We start from the raw sequence: 16,371 nt of genomic DNA on the forward strand, positions 1-16,371 counted from the left end.
GAGCATAACAATGAAAATTTTATCAATTGAACCAACACCAAGTCCAAATTCAATGAAAGTAATTATCGATCAGGATTTACCATTTGGTAAAAGTTTTAATTATACGAAAGACAATATTGGTCAAGCATCACCTGAGCTGCAGGCTATCTTTGCAGTAGACGGTGTTAAAGGCATTTATCATGTATCGAATTTCCTGGCTATTGAACGCAATGCAAAATTTGCATGGGAAAATATTTTAGCGGATATTCGCCGCGCAATTGGCGGAGAGGCGACTGAAAGCACGGAATATGAAATGAACGAGCATTATGGGGAAGTAAATGTGCATGTTCAAATGTACAAAGCAATTCCATTGCAGATTAAAGCATTCGATGGTGAAGGGGAAGTGCGAATAAGCGCGGGAGACCGTTTCACAACAGCTTTTAAACGTCTGCAATTCAGTGTAACAGACGAAAACTACATTTTCGAACGGAAATGGGTCGATTTCGGTGTCCGATATGGTGATAAAGAACAAGTTGTACAAGAAGTGCTGAAAGAGGTGGATGCATTATATCCGCAAGATCGTGTTGAAACAATTGTTCAGTCGGCAAACGAACAAGTAGTTACAGCAGCACAAGAGCGTAAAGAAGTGACGTTGGAACAATATGAGCAGGTTGAAGATTGGCAACAACGCTTTCAGTTGTTAGATCAATTACCGGATCCGGAAGTAAAGGATATTCCATTGTTCGAAAAAGCGCTGGAAGACGAGCAGATGTCTATACGACGCCTTGCAACGGTTTACTTAGGAATGATTGAAGATGTCGCGGTTGTACCGGCTTTAACGAAAGCATTGAATGATAAAAGTGCAGCGGTTCGCCGTACAGCGGGCGACTGTATGAGTGATTTGGGGCTACCGGAATTTGAGCCTGCGATGATCGCTGCATTAGGTGACAAAAATAAACTTGTCCGCTGGCGTGCGGCAATGTACTTGTATGAAGCAGGTACAGAGCAGGCGATTGATGCATTAAAATCAGCAAGCGAAGATAAGGAATTTGAAGTAAAGCTGCAAGCAAAAATGGCACTTGCCCGTATTGAAGGCGGGGAAGAGGCAAAAGGTTCTGTGTGGAAACAAATGACAGAAAGCCGTAAAGCTTAAATTTTAAGCTGCTAACGAAAATAATCGTTAGCAGTTTTTTTATTTTAGTAAACATTATTACATTATTTTTTTAGCGAATGGTATAATTTGAGAAAATGGTATATATTTAAAAATATACTAAAGAAAGGTGGGTCCATAATGGAGGAGCTATTGTTGAAAAATCCTAGCTCATTAAGTGATGAGCGTATAGAAGCACTTTTAGATTTACTTTACTCCGAACATTGTAATGACTCCATACTATTAAAAAGTGATGATTTTTATTTAATTTTTCATGATATTTGGTCACTTTTTGAAATTGGGGAAGAGTACGAAAGCGAAATTGTAAAAGAAGATATTAGGCTGAAAGAATGGCGAATTTTCATTTTGGAATTTTTCTCAGCCCGAAATTTAGAAAAATTGCACTTTGAGTACTTAACGAATTCCTCTGTAAAAAAATTTTTTATAGCACTATACATATGGAAAAAAATTAAAAAAGATTATTTTTATGATATGCGTAAAGCGTTGAAGATTGAAAAACTAAAAGCTGAATATGAAAAGGATCTTGCAGATAGTCAAGATACTCGGGATATTTATCATGAAATTCATTTAAAAGTTCAGAGCTATTGGTATATGAATTTATTTATATTAAATTCCATTTATGACAGAATTTTGGAAGAAGTACTGGAAGAAACGAAAGCGGTAGAGCTGCTTTTCGGTGACAAGATATGGGAAACAATCAGCAATGATAATTTAAGAAAATTTATGAGTTATATTGAATCAAGGCACTTTTCCGAAGTTTTGTTTTGGAAATCCAAATTTCAGACAGAACAATTTTTAAAAGTTGGACTCGATCCGAACAGTACATATGTATTTTGTGTTCAAAAAGATATATCGATGAAACGTAGCCTTACTTTACAAAATGGATTGGCATTGGCCTTTTCAGAATTTTCACAAAAACATGAACACAATTTTGTTTTTTTATCATTCATAAAAGCAATCGATCAGGAAATGATTACACATAAAGAGACAATAGATTTTAATCATTACTTCGAGCTCGATAAATCATTCGGACTCAAAACGGAACCGATTAATTATAAAGGCGTTATCAATTATGCCTTTACGATGTTAAAGTTAGAATTATCTCATAGCAATAGCGGTAAAATCTATTTAATCTGCAATGAATTACTATTTGACGATTTTCCTAATGAAGAAGATTGGATATCAGCCGTTACGCATTACAAAAAGCTGAAAAAGATTGAAATTGTCGTCATCTATATGGGCGATAAAACGAAACTTCAGCAAATATGGTTCGCAGATAAAATACTGATACCAAAACAACTGGCTCAGTTTAAATAGAAAAAATAAACTCTAAATAGTGCGGATTCATATCGCTCCTATTTAGAGTTTATTTCATTTTATACAGTTTATTGTGTACTACTTGTTTTTAGCTTTTTGGCATTTTGTTCAGGAGCGAAAACGGTGTACAAAATACTTCCGAAAATCAGGACGATTCCGAACACTTGCAATAAACTTGGTCGGAATGAAAGCAATACAGCATCCAATAATATCGCTACTACAGGATCGACAAATACGAGTACCGAAACGATGACAGTAGGAAGATCTCGGACACTGTCAAAAAATAAATAGTAGACAAATCCGGTATGAATTAAGCCTGTACCAAGTATGTATAGCCAGTTTGTATTTGTTAAACCTTCAAATGCTGCAAAATCGCAAAATGGGAGCAACATTAAGATACCTACTATTGTTTGGATAAACGTAAGAGCATAGGATGACATACCGTGAATCGTTTTACTCGTAAACATTGTCAGTGCATAGCAGATAGCAGAAAGAAGCGCCCATATAAATCCTGAATTCATAAATTGGGAGACGCTTGTAAAGCTCTCAATACCGATAATAAGAATACTGCCGAAAAAGCAAATAATGGTTGCACAAATAGCTCCTATCCCCATTTTCTCCGCTAAAAATACCGAACCTAAAATTAATACAAAAATCGGGGCCAAATTGTAAATTGAAATGGCGATAGAAATCGACATAACTTCGAACGCTTTAAATAAAAACACCCAGTTTAATACAAGAAATACACCGCATACAACTGTTTTCATCACTTCGCTTTTATTCCAAACTTCAGTTTTATGACCGCCTGTAATAAACCATAATCCGCCTAAAAAGAGTGTCGCACAAATACAGCGAACAAAAACGAGCTCTACTGCAGGCAAGCCGGTTTGCGTAGTAAAGAAACCGATAGAGCCGAAAATAGCCATGGAAAGAGTAAGTTTAAGCATTGAGCGTGCATTCATTTGGTGAACCTGCTTTCTTTATCCCGCAGTAACGGGTAGTAATTTTTCTGCCTTGAATGCAAAGCGGCAGAGGCAAAACTCCCGCATTCAGATTGAAGCAGGGCGTAAAGGATAGGCGGGAGATTAACTATCCGTAAAAGCCCGATTCGTTTCACTTTAGAGAAAGTGGGTATTATTCACGAATTTGACCGCTGCCGTAAATATAGTATTTCGTTGATGTTAGTGCTGGTAAACCCATCGGTCCGCGAGCATGAAGCTTTTGAGTTGAAATACCGATTTCAGCACCATATCCGAATTCAAAGCCATCCGTAAAGCGTGTCGATGCATTGTGATACACAGCTGCCGCATCAACCGAATTTAAAAAGATTTCAGCGTTTTGCAGATTGTCGGTAATTATAGCTTCCGAATGATTTGTCCCGAACTGATTAATGTGATGCACCGCTTCCAATACATCTTCAACTACTTTTATGCTTAATGTCAGAGCCAAAAATTCTTCAGCGTAATGCTCTTCTGTTGCCTCAAATGCTTCTGGCAATACAGCACACACATTTTCGTCTCCATAGATTTTTATTCCAAGTTCATTCTGTAAGTAATGCAAAAGTTCTGCACCATGACTTTGGAAAAATTCCTGATGAATTAATAAACTCTCCGCAGCATTGCATACGGATAAACGCTGTGTTTTCGCATTTTTTACAATGGATTTTGTCATCTCAAAATTAGCGGATTCGTCCAAATAAATATGGCAATTCCCGGCACCGGTTTCAAGTACGGGAACCGTCGATTCCCGTACGACTAAATCAATCAGTTTTTTCCCTCCGCGCGGAATTAGCACATCCAAATATTCCGTCAACGTAAATAAAGATTTCGCTGTTTCACGGCTCGTATCTTCGATAAGCAAAACGGAATCTTTCGGGTAGTCGACAGCGTCCAATGCGCGGTGAATCGATGCAACGAGTGCTGTATTTGAGTATTTTGCAGATGAGCTGCCTCGTAAAAGAACCGCATTACCGGTTTTAATGGAAAGTGTTGCTGCATCAATCGTTACATTCGGACGTGCTTCATAGATCATGCCGATTACACCCAATGGTACTCGCTTTTTAGTAATTAGAAGACCATTTTCTTTCGTAATTTCTTCGATTACTTCACCGACAGGATCCTCTAATTCGATCAGCTGCATAATGGCATCGCTCATCGCTTGAATACGATTTTCATTCAGTAAAATGCGGTCCAATGTCGCTTGGTCGAGTCCATTAGTTTTTCCGTCAGTGATATCTTTATTATTTTCCATCAGCAATATGTCCATATCAGCAAGAAGTTGCTGCGCTATACTTTTTAAAGCTTCATTTTTTTCAGCTGTCGTTTTGATATTCGTTAAATAACTTGCTTTTTTTGCACGTTTACCTTTTTCAATCACTTCATTTGCAATTGTTTTTGTCATTAAAATAACCCCCTTTAAATTTTGACCCATTGATTTCTGTGTATGACTTCAATCGGATAATGCATGAGCTCTGTTGTCCGTTTTCCCATCGCATGCTCCAGTTCAGCGGAAGAGTAAAGAATTTCTCCACGACCGATGCATGTATGTCGGTCAAAGACTTCCACAACATCACCTTTTTCAAAATGTCCTTCATAGGCATAGACACCGGCTGGCAGTAAACTTTTTCCGCCATACTGCAATGCTTGGACCGCACCCTCATCAATAAAAATCTTTCCGGAAGATTTTGAAAGCTGGACCCACTGTTTATTTGTAGGTACGTACTTTTCATTGCGTTCAAAATACGTTCCGTCACCTTTGTTTTCAAGGATTTCGGTTAATTTTGTATGACCGGATCCTGTGCCGATAAATACTTCCACCCCTGTATTGATCGCATAATTGGATGCAGCCAGCTTTGACTGCATGCCTCCGGTTCCGACTTTTGAACCTGATCCTGTAGCAAATAAAAGCATTTCTTCTGTAATTTTTTCTATGCGGTCAATTCGGACGGCATCTGCATTTGTTAATGGGTTTGCCGTATATAGCCCGTTGACATCTGTTAAAATGATTAACTGGTCTGCATGAACAAGACCACTAACTAATGCGGACAGCATGTCATTGTCTCCAAAAGTTAATTCAGCGACAGATACAGTGTCATTTTCATTGATAATCGGGATGATTGAACGCTCCAATAGCTCTGTTAATGTTTCGTATGCATTTCTGTAGCGTTGTTTATCGTTGAAATCAGAGCGAGTCAGTAATATTTGGGCGGACGTCTCATTATATTTGGCAAATTCATCTGCATACGCTTGTATTAATATACTTTGACCAACTGCAGCGGCCGCTTGTTTTCCTTTTAGCGTAATCGGTCGAGAAGGATAGCCGAGCTTTCGGAAACCTGCTGCTACTGCGCCAGAAGATACTAAAATAACTTCATGACCTGCTTGTTTCAATGTAGCAATGGCAGCAACATGATCATGAAATTTTTCATGATCAAGCTCACCTTTATTATTCGTTAAAGAACTGCTTCCGATTTTTATTACAACACGTTTTCTTTCCACCCGAAATCCTCCTCGATAAAAATAATATAAAAAATATTTAGAGACTTTAATACATAAAAAAGCACATTTCAATCCTATCGATTAGGACGAAATGTGCTGTTTCCGTGGTACCACCTAAATTGAATGCCAATACTTGCATTCCACTTTATCTCATAACGCTGAGTCCGCGCCTATTTTTGTAGGAGCTGTTGAAGCAGGTTCGGCAGGTTTTACTATGCCATTCTTTCAGCCTGTGGAATGTGCTCTCTTGTTTAGCCAATTGCTGCGTACTCGTCTTCAATATGCCTTTATATTTTCTAATAGCATGCATGATAGCGCATTTTTTGTCAATATCATTAAGTCTGATTTATTTGAAAACTATGCGAAATTCTCCTTTTTGGACCGATTTAATGCATAAAAATGTGAATTTTGCGACTGTTTTTTATGCAAAAGTAATTTTTTATGACAAATCCGTACTTTGTTTCATTTTCAAATATTTTCTAAATTTGCAGTACCTAGGAATAATCAGTTGTGCACAGCTTAAAGGATTTGGGAATATGCAGGATGTAGAACAACTTATTATTGAAAATGAAACATTAATTAAAAAAGTCATCTATAAACTGAAAATATATCGGGATCTTGATGAATATATGCAAGTAGGGAGGATTGCTTTATGGCAGGCATTACTGAAATTCGATGATACGAAAGGGGACTTTGCAATGTTTGCTTATATGAATATAAAATATGCTATTATTCGGGCACTTACTAAAGCGAATGACGTATCTGTACATGAACTGGCGGTAGAAGATGATATAATTACCGTTAATACGCCACAATACAATTTGGTTACATCAAGTCTGGAGTGGCCCGAATGGTTTGAGGAATTAAATGAAGATGAGCAATTTCTGCTCATCGCTTTATATGAAAAAGAGCTTTCTTTAAAGGAAATTGCCGACAAGTATAAGCTGAGTTATGAAACAATCAAGAAAAGACGTCAGCGATTATTGTCTAAGATAAGGGGTTTGTTAATATAGATATTTTGGGGATAAAAAAAGTGGAAGCTTATGAAGTTTCCACTTTAATATTTTATTGAATTGTCTTCAAAAACTCTGTACGCTGCTCTTCGGATTGCTGTTCACCATTAACAAGCATTGCCCCAATACGGTAATCTGCTTGTCCTTTTTCAACAACATACTGCAAATTAACGGGCTGTACTTTGTTGTCAATTTTACATTCACCTTTAAATTCCACAACATGTTCCATCATTTTTGTCTGGAAATATTCCCAGCGGCTTTCTTCACAATAGTTTTTGAGGGCTTTTTCAATTGTCATATCACTATTTTCCATAACGGGTGTGGCATGAATATATGTAATGTAGTCATTATCTGTTACGGCTTTTTGTGGACCGAAAAAGTAGAAAAATACACCAATTACCCCGATTGGTATAATCCAAAATATCGTCCTCTTTCTTTTCTCCATTAAATTAATCCCCCTTTTTATATTATTAGTATACCATTGGAATGTTAATATTTTCTACATTGGGATAATAATTATCTCGAAATGGCAAAGCTGTTCCTCTCAATTACTATTGATGAACTAAAGAGGATTAATACGACCATTATAGAATATAAACGATTAAGTCTGGTTTAAAGTTATCAATGAAAGGCTGGAGAGTTAAATGAAGAAAACTCTTGTTATAGGTAACGTAATTGTGAGTGGAATTGTTGTTTTATTGATTTCCAGGTTCTTTGCAGGAGGCGCATTGGGAGAAGCGGATTCAATAACTCCTGAATTCTTTTTTATAATACCGTTATGGATTTTTAGTGTATTTATTATGTGTCGTGCTGTTTCTATAAAGAAAGTAAAAAACACTTCCTATTTGAAAATTATAATAAGCAATATTTTGCTTTGGCTAATGATTCCAATAGGATTAACCATCACATTTTTAATAATATGAAAGAGGTGTTGTATTGAAACGGGTTAGTTCGAAAATAGGAATTTTAATTTTGTTCAGTATTATTCTATTATCTGCCTGCATACAAAAAGACTATACGTTTTTTGGTGAAAGTGAAAATTGGAGAGTCCAATATACAGTGACAGATGATAGTGGCTGCAATTCAACTAAAGGCTATATAAAATACCTGGGTAATGATCCGATGCCGGAGCAGTTGGAGTTTAGTGTGGATAATACAGAAGGAGCTTCCGTCTCTTTAGATGAAAATGGCATGTTTTTTCTGCCATATGGCTGTTCGAATGCAACGGAAGGGTCTGAACTTAAAGCAAAAATCAAGTGGAACAATCAATCGGAGACAATCCAGTTACCTTTAAAATAATAGATTAATAAATGAATTTTTTAATATTGGCATAGAAATTCACCCCGAAAGTTAACAACCGACCTAACTTTCGGGGTGCTATCTTTTATATGAAGTTGATTACTTTGTATTCGTAAACTTGAAGCTTGTCTTTCGCTCCTTCTCATCCCAAACGAGGTGGGCGTTGAAGACTTTTCCGCCTTTTTTAAATCCTTTGATCAGGTCTGTTTCACCGGCAGCTAATAATTTCTTCAGATTCGTTTGCGTTATTGTTTTTCCGAGTATTTTCTTGGAAACCGAGAATTTACAGCTGGCTTTTTTATAATTCGAACAGCCGTAAAAAGTACCGTGGTCAACAATGGATCCATCGCAAAGCATGCATTTCCCGACAACTGTTTTTTCCTTCTTATACTTTTTCGTATAGGGGTTGTTTTCGGAGATTTTCTCCACATCGTTTTGATTGAATGCCCAAACTTTTTCCCGTTCGCCGGCATCTGCGATCAATTTATCGGCCAGTTTTTTTACCTGTTCCATAAATACTTGAGGAGAGGCGTTTCCTTCCCCGATTTCATTAAGGCGTTGCTCCCATTTCGCTGTCATGGATGCGGAAGTCAAAATGCTTTCACCTAGTGCCTCAATGAGCAGCATTCCTTTCGTCGTTGCAAATACCTGGTTTTTCCTCACTTCGATATAGTTCCGGTCTTTCAGTGTACCGATAATTCCGGCGCGTGTAGCTTCCGTCCCTAATCCTTCTGTTTTCGATAAAACCTTCTCTAGTTCCGCATCTTCCAAATGTTTGCCTGCTGTTTTCATGACTGTAATGAGATTACCTTCCGAATAGCGGTTTGGCGGCTGAGTTTCACCTTTCTTTACATTCGCTTTTACAACTGTTCCTTGCTCATTTTCCTGTAGAAGGGGGAGCAGTTCATCTTTGTCGGCACTATCTTTTGAATGATGAATCACTTTGCGCCAACCTTCCTCCAGCAGCACTTTCCCTTTGGAAATGAACTCCGCGCGCTGATCGACAAGCGAGTGAATGGTTGTATAGGAGAATACGGCATTATGATAATGGGCCGCAATCACTTGCCTTGCGACTAAATCATAAATTTTCGCTTCCTCGGTACTGAGTTTTGCCATATCCGGAACTTGTTCTGTAATAATAATGGCATGGTGATCGGTTACCTTTTTTTCATTTACAAACCTTCTGTTGTTCAGAAGGGAAGTTGTCGGCGGGGGCAGCAGATTTTTATATTGATCCAGTTTGCTTAACTGCCCAAGAATCCCCGGTAATGTTTTTGCTTCCTCGTTCGTCAAAAATTGAGAATCCGATCTTGGATAGGAAACGACACCTTTCAAATAAAGCTTCTGTAAAATATCAAGCGTCATTTGCGGGGAAAATTTAAACGCTTTATTGGCTGTTGCCTGCAGCGCAGACAGATTGAACAGGAGGGGTGGTGCATATTCCTTTTTTTCATTTTTGATATTTGTAATTTCCACATTTTTATTAATGCAGAAATTGGCTGCAGCAATTGCCTGACGTTCCTCCAGAAGCCTTGTCACACTGTTTTTATGCCATTTCGCTTTCAGGATCTTGCCGTTAAAATTAAATTCCGCTTCGACTTCCCAAAACGGCTGAGGTTTGAAGTTCGCAATCTCATGCTCCCGTTTTACGATAAGTGCCAATGTCGGTGTCTGTACTCTTCCAATGGAGAAAACATCTTTTACCCCATTACGTTTAAGGAGCACCGTGTATAATCTGGAAGTATTAATGCCAATCAGCCAGTCGGCACAGGAGCGGCTTAATGCTTCGAAATAAATATTGCGCGTTTTTTCTTCCGGCAATAAATTCGCAAATCCGTTTTTTACCGCATTTTCCGTTAAGGAAGATATCCATAATCGCTTCATCGGTTTATTCACAGCGCATACTTTTAAAATGGTACGTATAATGAGTTCGCCTTCGCGCCCTGCATCCCCGCCAATGATAACTTCCCGAATATCCGGTCTTTTCACAAGTGTTTTTATAATATTGAACTGCTTATATTTTGATTTTGTTACTTTATATTCGAAACGGTCCGGAATAATCGGCAATGTTTCCAACGTCCATTTTTTCCAGGAAGCGTTGTATTCTTCCGGGGCCTTCAATTCACAAAGGTGACCGATCGCCCATGTAATGAGGGCTCCTTCCGGAAAGTATGTGTTAGGCTTCACTTCAAAATAACCAGCCTTTTTAGTAAATGAAAATGGGGCAGCCAATTTTGCTGCCTGATCTGGTTTTTCTGCAATTACTATTTTCATATATCCGTCTCCTACTAATAATAATTACAACTCCTAATGTAATAATTATAGAGTAATTTACAGCAGAATGGGGGAACAAACATTTTTCATAGCTATGGATTAACAGATAGGTGGTTTCCCTATTTGGTCACTTCATTTGCCTAACAGTGGACAATTATTTTTTTATTGTAAAAATGTTATAAATTTGAACAAATAAATATCATTTTTTATAAAAATCTCATATAATATATTGACAAAATGACGAATTATTCGTATTTTGACTAAATAGATTAATGAATTTACTGAATAGTCTTGACTGAAATGGGATAAATTTGTACACTGTGTAAAGTCAAATGTTTTTTCGGTGAGTACAAATATCAATTTTGAGAGTAAGGATATGATGAGATGATAGTATGTAAATTTGGCGGCACATCTGTCGCGAGTGCAGAACAAATCAAAAAAGTAGCAAGCATTGTGAAGTCTAATCCTGAAAGAAAGATTGTCGCTGTTTCTGCGCCTGGTAAGCGTTCAAGTGATGATATTAAAGTGACGGATTTATTGATAGATTTAGCAAACACCGTTATTAATAAAGGTGATGTTGAAGCTAAAATTAAGGCTGTAGTTAACCGTTACAGTAATATCGCTGAAGATCTTGGTTTAGACAATACAATTTCAGATATTATTGAACAGGATATACGCGGGCGTGTGACAGAAAATTGGTCAGACAAAGACTTATTCTTAGATAATATAAAAGCTAGCGGCGAAGATAACAACGCAAAGCTGATCGCTTGTTATTTTAATGCAATTGGCATGCCGGCAAAATATGTAAGCCCTAAAGATAAGTTAATATTAAATGACTTCCCGGAACGTACGTATGCGCTGCCGGAAGCATATGAAAATTTAAGTGTATTGAAAAATACAGAAGAGATCATTATTTTCCCTGGATTCTTCGGTTATACAAAGGCAGGCATTTTACGCACATTTGACCGTGGCGGATCTGATATTACAGGTTCCATTCTGGCATCTGCCGTCGGGGCAAAATTATATGAAAACTTTACGGATGTCGACTGTGTGTTCGCGGCAAATCCAAAAGTCGTAAATGATCCAGTCGATATAAAAGAAATTACTTATCGCGAAATGCGTGAATTATCGTACGCAGGTTTTTCCGTATTCCATGATGAGGCATTGATGCCGGTCTATAAACAGGGTATTCCGGTCAATATTAAAAATACAAATAACCCGTCTGCGTCCGGAACATTAATATTACCGACTCGTCCGGCAACGAATCGCCCGGTTACAGGGATTTCAGCGGATAGTGGTTTTTCAATACTATATGTATCAAAATATTTAATGAATCGGGAAGTAGGCTTTGGCCGCAAGCTTCTTCAAATTATAGAAGAAGAAAACATTTCCTATGAGCATACGCCATCTGGCTTAGACGATATTTCAGTTATTATGCGTTCATGCCAGCTGACACCTGAAATTGAACAGCGTATTGTAAAACGTGTTAAGGAAGAATTATGCGCAGATGATGTTCAATTCAGTCATAATTTTTCAATGATTGTCATTGTCGGGGAAGGCATGCGACATAATACTGGCCTGGCAGCACGTGCTGCGACTGCGATTTCCGCAACAGGTGCGAATATTGAAATGATTAATCAAGGTTCTTCGGAAGTTAGTCTTGTATTTGGTGTTCTTTCGAAATATGAAGATCAAATTTTAAAGGGACTTTATGAAGAGTTTTTCGCAACAATTACTTCGTTTTAGATAATATTTAGTCGAATCCATGTCGGGTTCGGCTTTTTTCTTTGGAATTTTGGGTATTGTAATAAAAAACCCATAGAATAGAGGGATAAATACATAAATATAAGGGGGAGACAATATGAAAATAGAAATTTTTTCCGATTTTGCTTGTCCGTTTTGTTATATCGCGAAAACGAAATTATTCCAAGCGATAAATCAATTAAATTTAGGTGAGGAAACGGAAGTGGTTTACAGGGCGTTCGAACTCAATCCTGCAGCTTCAAAGTCGGAAACAATATCTTATGTTGACACGATACTTAAAAAGAAAAACAATGACCTCCGTAAAACGGAAGAATTTATGGAGGCATTGGAAATGCATGCTAAGGATACAGGAGTCAGATTCAACCTTGATAAGATTGTGCTCGCCAATACAAAAAATGCCCATCGTTTATCTAAACTCGCAAAACTTTATGAAAAAGAACTGGAGTTTGCAGATATTGTGATGGAACATTTCTTTTCAGAAGGTCTTAATTTAAATGACACAGAGGCACTGTTGGATATTTGCGAACAGATAGGCATCGACCGGAACATGGCACAAAAAATAATAAAGGAAGAAAAATTCAATGAAGAATTAATGCTGGATCGGTATGAGGCCCAGCAGCTGCAAATATCAAGTGTCCCGTTTTTTGTCTTTGAAGACCATTACGGAATCAGAGGAGTGGAGCCAATGAAAGTTTTTATAAATACATTGCTTCAAACAAAAGAGTATATGAAGAAGAACCAAAAATAGAAATAGAAATTACTAGTCGGAGGAAGTCTTGTGGACAGAATAAAACGAGTTATAAAATTGATTTTCAGAAACCTGTATTATTATCGAGTTGATTATATACGGACCTTTGCGATATTACGGATTGTGCAGGCATTTGTTCTATTGCCGCTCATCTGGCTGATTACAGCACTTGTCATGGATATGACAGGGGTGCAGGCAATTACCCAAGATAGTATCTTTTATTTACTGACACATCCAATTGCGATATTAGGAATAGGAATCATACTATTTATCGGAATAATTTTCATCTATTATGAATTAGGATTTTTAATACTGCTGGCATACTATCAGCAGCGCGCCATTCCATATACATGGAAAGAGCTCCTAAAACGATTAAATCAGAAGGTTGTCTATTTTATCAGTTTGCAGACATTGCTGATTGTCGTATACCTACTGTTATTAATTCCACTTATTTCATCATTATTGCCAGTTTCATTGATTCAAAATATCAATATCCCAAGCTTTATTATAGATGAACTTTTGAACACTCGGAATGGCACGATTTTATATGTTGTGCTAATAATACTATTGAGTTTTATAGGCTTACGCTTTATTTTCACATGGCCGTTTTTTACGGTTTACCAAGAGGTAACAATATTTAAAGCATTAAAAATGAGTTGGCAGTTTTCGAAAAGAAAACTACTTGAAACGGTCGGGATGATCGGGCTGATTGTTATCGTCAATTTAACGCTACTATTGTTTGCATTATTCATAATAATGACACCACTATTTATTATTGAAAGTTTTAAACCGAGCTGGGGGCTTGTTACTGCAAGCTTTACATTGACACTTGCACAGGGTGTCATCATTCTATTTTTCACCATATTGCAAGTGTTCTTTACACAGTTAATCGTTATGGTGGCATTTCAGTTAACACGCCATAAACCGTTAATCGTTCAGGAAGAACCTTTTAGACAAACAATCCGTCAGTGGACCTTTATAATTGTTGTATTTGCTTTTTTCCTTGTGAGCGGTATTAATCTAATCAGTTTGGAAAAAACGATTTATGAACCTGATACAAATATCATATCCCATCGAGGTTTTATGGATGGCGGAGTTGAAAATACATTAAATGCGATTGAGGCGGCAAAAGAAGCAGAAGCAGATATGGTGGAAATCGATATTCAGCAAACGAAGGACGGGAGGTTTGTTGTCCATCATGATAAAAATTTAACCCGATTAGCGGGCGAAGATGATCTTGTCTATGATTTAACCCTAAATGAATTAGTTACAACAACTGTGTTGGCGGATGGATTCAGTGACACGATCGCTTCTTTTGAGGAAGTGCTGGAAATGAGCCGTGATTTAAATATTAAATTACTTATTGAGCTGAAAACACATGGTTTTGAAACAGAAGACTTTTTACAGCGCTTTGTCGATCTGCTTGATGAATATGATGCCTTGGATTATCATTATGTTCAGTCACCTGATTTACCGTCAATGGAAATGCTGGAAGAACTGGAACCCCGGATTCATACCGGTCATATATACTCAATCGCATACGGTAAGTTACCGGAATCAAACGCCGATTTTATTTCAGTAGAGCAGTCTTTTGCGACGAAAAATATTCGAAAGCAGGTTGAAGAACGCGGGATGGAGCTGTTTGTCTGGACGATAAATGATGAGTCGGATATGCAGAAATTCTATGAGAAAAATGTAAATGGTGTCATTACTGACCATCCGGATGAAGCACTTTCAAAACGGGAGAAATTTGATGAAAAACAAAATTTCATCGGGCGGATACTCAACAAAATCAAGATAATTTATTAAGGGGAAATCAATGCAGACTTATACGTACGAAGTATTAGGAGATATAAAATCCACGGAACAGCAGCCTGTTTACAATGAAGCGGGGGAGCAAATCCTGAAAGTTCAGCGCATTTATGATAATGGGCTGAAAAAGCTGCTGGACGGCTATTTCGATCACCGCTATTTTTTGAAATACGCGGTGCTTCGTAATGATGGACAATCATTATTTGAAGTGAAGAAAATTTTCAGACGCGGAAAAGTCTGGTTTGAAGGGAAAGATCCTGTTCTAAACGAAAAATATATCATTACTTATGAAAACTGGCGTATTGGCGTTCCTGAATTATTTATTTCAAACGACAAATTTAAAATGAAAATTGATAAAGAGATGGAAGACTGGTCCAACTTTATTATTAACGACGAGGTTATCGCAAGATGGCTTGCTGTTTATAATGAACAATCGGATACGTTTTCGGTTAAACTAGTAGTCTGGGATGAGGCACCGGTACAGGATCCGGCGTTTTATATTGCCATTGCACAGGCAACACTATTTATAGGGGTATAGGAGAATAAAAAGATGAATGTTGTATTTGTATTAACAGAAACGGCTGAAGAAGTATTGCAAATGGTCAGTAATGATGTGGCAGGACTGCTCGCTGCTGTGAAGGGCGATAGTGTTTCGTTCCCGTTTGGCAGCTATCAGTATGACAGTCACACATTGGATCATTATTTACTGGAAAATGGTACATACCAGCAGGAGCTTGTCATTTATTTAAAACCAGAGCAGAAAAAGAATGAAACGATTTTGCCATTACCGAAAATGCAGGGTTAAGTAATTAATTTGCATTAATTATTTATCTGTTTGCCTAAAAAGGAAATTGAATTCACTTGTCGAATGTAATTATTAAATACATATTGGCAGGTGAATTTCTTTTTGCGTCAGCTAAATTTATTTGATCTGGAGTTTGAACAGCATCAGCCGAAATTTCAATTGATGGATACCGTGAAGGTAATCTTAATCGATGAACAATTGGATAGTGAAACCTATCATTACCGCAAATTTTATGAAGCCCATATTATCGATAAAGTAGGGGAAATTACAAACATTCATATAAGTACAGCTGGAATTATTACCTATGAAGTGGATATATACGGGGCAAAATATTATTTGCTTGAAGAGGAGCTTATTTAAGTAATGAATATGCAAACGGAAAAATCCCGAGTACTTGAATTGGTACTCGGGATTACCTATTTATTTTTCCGTTCAAGTTTCATACCGATAATACGGATGACGATGCCAATTAGGATAAATATCCATCCGATGCCGATAAATACATAATTCAATGTTTGGTTAGTGTTAGGCAGGATGCCAAACAAACCTAGACAAACGACTATAATGCCGGAAAATGATACAAGCATTCCTGCAGTTACAATATTCACGAACTTCACCTCTGAAAGATTCTATCATGACTCACTTTCGAACACAATCTATCCATAGATTCTCAGATAAAAAGGAATAATTTA

Annotated in this window: 17 protein-coding genes; 11 read left to right on the top strand and 6 right to left on the bottom strand. The window is 37.3% G+C overall.

What is annotated here, in order from left to right; all coding sequences use genetic code 11:
* The first annotated feature begins 10 nt into the window (after positions 1-10).
* The gene (locus MKX73_RS13945; RefSeq protein WP_340717957.1) at positions 11-1,132 is read left to right on the top strand and encodes a virulence factor; all 1,122 of its coding nucleotides are present in this window, start codon (positions 11-13) and stop codon (positions 1,130-1,132) included.
* A 138-nt stretch (positions 1,133-1,270) separates the two neighbouring features.
* A complete protein-coding gene (locus MKX73_RS13950; protein WP_340717958.1) occupies positions 1,271-2,467 on the top strand; it encodes an aldehyde dehydrogenase in 1,197 nt (398 codons plus the stop codon).
* 68 nt (positions 2,468-2,535) lie between these two features.
* On the opposite strand, the gene MKX73_RS13955 is transcribed toward MKX73_RS13950, so the two are convergent.
* The 3 genes from MKX73_RS13955 to proB all read right to left on the bottom strand — a co-directional run bounded on the left by MKX73_RS13955 (position 2,536) and on the right by proB (position 5,964).
* Positions 2,536-3,429, bottom strand: a complete 894-nt coding sequence (locus MKX73_RS13955) for a DMT family transporter (protein ID WP_340717959.1) — start codon at positions 3,427-3,429, stop codon at positions 2,536-2,538.
* A 172-nt stretch (positions 3,430-3,601) separates the two neighbouring features.
* Entirely contained in the window at positions 3,602-4,867 is a 1,266-nt protein-coding gene (locus MKX73_RS13960) for a glutamate-5-semialdehyde dehydrogenase (RefSeq protein ID WP_340717960.1), read from the bottom strand.
* Between the two features lie 14 nt (positions 4,868-4,881).
* The gene (gene proB, locus MKX73_RS13965) at positions 4,882-5,964 is read right to left on the bottom strand and encodes a glutamate 5-kinase (protein WP_340717961.1); all 1,083 of its coding nucleotides are present in this window, start codon (positions 5,962-5,964) and stop codon (positions 4,882-4,884) included.
* Positions 5,965-6,500: 536 nt separating this feature from the next.
* Between proB and MKX73_RS13970 the strand changes: the two genes are divergently transcribed.
* Positions 6,501-6,977: a sigma-70 family RNA polymerase sigma factor gene (locus MKX73_RS13970; protein ID WP_340717962.1), complete on the top strand. Its 477-nt coding sequence runs from the start codon at positions 6,501-6,503 to the stop codon at positions 6,975-6,977.
* A 52-nt stretch (positions 6,978-7,029) separates the two neighbouring features.
* Here MKX73_RS13970 and MKX73_RS13975 read toward each other — a convergent pair whose 3' ends face one another.
* Complete coding sequence (locus tag MKX73_RS13975; RefSeq protein WP_340717963.1) at positions 7,030-7,422, bottom strand: glucosamine 6-phosphate synthetase; 393 nt, start codon at positions 7,420-7,422, stop codon at positions 7,030-7,032.
* A 199-nt stretch (positions 7,423-7,621) separates the two neighbouring features.
* Here MKX73_RS13975 and MKX73_RS13980 point away from each other — a divergent pair, with 199 nt between their 5' ends.
* The gene (locus tag MKX73_RS13980) at positions 7,622-7,900 is read left to right on the top strand and encodes a hypothetical protein (protein ID WP_340717964.1); all 279 of its coding nucleotides are present in this window, start codon (positions 7,622-7,624) and stop codon (positions 7,898-7,900) included.
* Positions 7,901-7,913: 13 nt separating this feature from the next.
* The gene (locus tag MKX73_RS13985; RefSeq protein ID WP_340717965.1) at positions 7,914-8,276 is read left to right on the top strand and encodes a hypothetical protein; all 363 of its coding nucleotides are present in this window, start codon (positions 7,914-7,916) and stop codon (positions 8,274-8,276) included.
* Between the two features lie 99 nt (positions 8,277-8,375).
* Here the strand turns inward: MKX73_RS13985 and MKX73_RS13990 are convergent, their stop codons facing one another.
* Positions 8,376-10,550: a DNA topoisomerase III gene (locus tag MKX73_RS13990; RefSeq protein WP_340717966.1), complete on the bottom strand. Its 2,175-nt coding sequence runs from the start codon at positions 10,548-10,550 to the stop codon at positions 8,376-8,378.
* A 384-nt stretch (positions 10,551-10,934) separates the two neighbouring features.
* Here MKX73_RS13990 and MKX73_RS13995 point away from each other — a divergent pair, with 384 nt between their 5' ends.
* The 6 genes from MKX73_RS13995 to MKX73_RS14020 all read left to right on the top strand — a co-directional run bounded on the left by MKX73_RS13995 (position 10,935) and on the right by MKX73_RS14020 (position 16,039).
* Positions 10,935-12,296: an aspartate kinase gene (locus MKX73_RS13995; protein WP_340717967.1), complete on the top strand. Its 1,362-nt coding sequence runs from the start codon at positions 10,935-10,937 to the stop codon at positions 12,294-12,296.
* 115 nt (positions 12,297-12,411) lie between these two features.
* Entirely contained in the window at positions 12,412-13,062 is a 651-nt protein-coding gene (locus MKX73_RS14000) for a DsbA family oxidoreductase (protein ID WP_340717968.1), read from the top strand.
* A 30-nt stretch (positions 13,063-13,092) separates the two neighbouring features.
* Entirely contained in the window at positions 13,093-14,871 is a 1,779-nt protein-coding gene (locus MKX73_RS14005; RefSeq protein WP_340717969.1) for a glycerophosphoryl diester phosphodiesterase membrane domain-containing protein, read from the top strand.
* Positions 14,872-14,881: 10 nt separating this feature from the next.
* The gene (locus MKX73_RS14010) at positions 14,882-15,412 is read left to right on the top strand and encodes a tubby C-terminal domain-like protein (protein WP_340717970.1); all 531 of its coding nucleotides are present in this window, start codon (positions 14,882-14,884) and stop codon (positions 15,410-15,412) included.
* Positions 15,413-15,424: 12 nt separating this feature from the next.
* Positions 15,425-15,679, top strand: coding sequence for a thymidylate synthase (locus MKX73_RS14015; RefSeq protein ID WP_340717971.1), 255 nt, complete (start codon positions 15,425-15,427; stop codon positions 15,677-15,679).
* Between the two features lie 102 nt (positions 15,680-15,781).
* On the top strand, positions 15,782-16,039 hold the full coding sequence (locus MKX73_RS14020; RefSeq protein ID WP_340717972.1) for a hypothetical protein: 258 nt from the start codon (positions 15,782-15,784) through the stop codon (positions 16,037-16,039).
* 56 nt (positions 16,040-16,095) lie between these two features.
* On the opposite strand, the gene MKX73_RS14025 is transcribed toward MKX73_RS14020, so the two are convergent.
* Complete coding sequence (locus tag MKX73_RS14025) at positions 16,096-16,287, bottom strand: hypothetical protein (RefSeq protein ID WP_340717973.1); 192 nt, start codon at positions 16,285-16,287, stop codon at positions 16,096-16,098.
* Positions 16,288-16,371 lie beyond the last annotated feature (84 nt).

This window comes from Solibacillus sp. FSL W7-1436, from assembly GCF_038007305.1.
Lineage (GTDB): Bacteria > Bacillota > Bacilli > Bacillales_A > Planococcaceae > Solibacillus.